The organism is Oleiphilus sp. HI0061 (assembly GCF_001635675.1).
This window is the reverse complement of sequence record NZ_LWFE01000420.1, coordinates 1-862: the sequence shown is the minus strand read 5'-3', so window position 1 is coordinate 862 and position 862 is coordinate 1. Positions and strand designations below refer to the sequence as shown.

Genomic DNA, 862 nt, shown 5'->3' with positions numbered 1-862 from the left:
GCTATGGATCACCCCTCAGAAATTGTAGACCTGATCTATGAACGCTACAGCCAGCGACATACAAAAGCGCATTTAATGTTTGAAGCAGAGAAGATGAAAGACTTGCTAGAAAGTGAGCTAATCTCCCCAGGCTATATGACGAGTAAACGCTGGCACCATATTGCCAAGGTTTATGTCGAGCAAGGCAGCCTGTCTGCAGATTATTCGCTTGACGACTTTCTTTACAGGAGTGAGGAAGGGGTTAGTGCCGACTTGGTGAAACGTTGGGGGCTTGGTGCCTCACTGATTACGATTATATTGCTGAGCTTTCTCGCTTACGTTTGGCGCTTGAACCGTCGTTTGGATAAACGCACTTCTTGGCTTAGAACTGTGGTTGATAATACGCCCACTGCAATGGTGATTATGGATAGTCAGGGCAAAATCATTGAATGGAATCATCAGGCAGAACAAATTTTTGCTTGGGCTTCAGAAGATATCATTGGCCAATCTGTTTACGATTATGTGGTGCCCTTAGGAGACCAGAACAAGTTTCGTAGAATGATTGCGAACCTGTTTGATCGGCGAGAGGTTAAGGTTGCTGAGGGTTGGAGTCGGACCAATAGGAATAAGCTTGTTCTATGTGAATGGCACTACGCAGTCTTGCAACCTGGGCGGGTTGTTGCCATGGCTAATGATATTACCGAGCGTAAGGCATTAGAGAATAAGTTAAAAGAACTTGCTCATTCTGATGCCTTAACGGGGATAGGTAACCGGACTTTGTTCTTTGAAAAACTGGAAGAAGCGATCGCATTAGCTAAGCGAAGAAAGGAGCGTGTTGCGGTACTGTTTATTGATTTGGATGATTTTAAAATCGTGAATGATC

The 862-nt window shown here is 44.5% G+C and carries 1 protein-coding gene; it reads left to right on the top strand.

What is annotated here, in order from left to right:
- Window positions 1-862, top strand: an 862-nt coding sequence (locus A3735_RS05675; RefSeq protein WP_156499438.1) for a PAS domain S-box protein, incomplete at both ends; no start/stop codon positions are given.